We start from the raw sequence: 361 nt of genomic DNA, 5'->3' as shown, positions 1-361 counted from the left end.
GCGGGGTCGTACTCCAGCGAGACCAGCCGTCCGTCCGGGGGCAGCGCCCGGGCCAGCCAGATGGTGCTGTAGCCACCGAGCGTGCCGATCTCCAGGACCGAGCGCGCCCCCTGGACGCGGGCCAGCAGGTGCAGAAGCTTCCCCTGCGTCGCGGCCAGATCGGTCGAGCGTCGGGCCTGGCAGGAGTGTCGCCGGGACTGTAGGTCGCGGTGGGCCGCGGCGCGCCAACGGGTGTAGACGAGGTCCTGGTCGGTCCCCTCCACCGGACGGAGCAGTTCGAACCATTCGAGGCCGTCGGACCCCTCGACGGTGCCGGCCCGGGAGGAGAAGCGCGTCGCCAGGATCTCGCGCTGCTCGGCCG

General features: G+C 73.1%; 1 pseudogene. It reads right to left on the bottom strand.

Annotated elements, in window-relative coordinates:
- A pseudogene (locus tag PUR26_RS02055) lies at nt 1-341 on the bottom strand (hypothetical protein); the annotation flags it as partial.
- Between the last annotated feature and the right edge of the window lie 20 nt (nt 342-361).

Origin of the sequence: Streptomyces sp. SP18CS02 (assembly GCF_036322365.1) — a bacterium.
Taxonomy (GTDB): domain Bacteria; phylum Actinomycetota; class Actinomycetes; order Streptomycetales; family Streptomycetaceae; genus Streptomyces.
The sequence above is the reverse complement of the archived record's forward strand: the minus strand, read 5'-3'. Positions and strand labels throughout refer to the sequence as shown.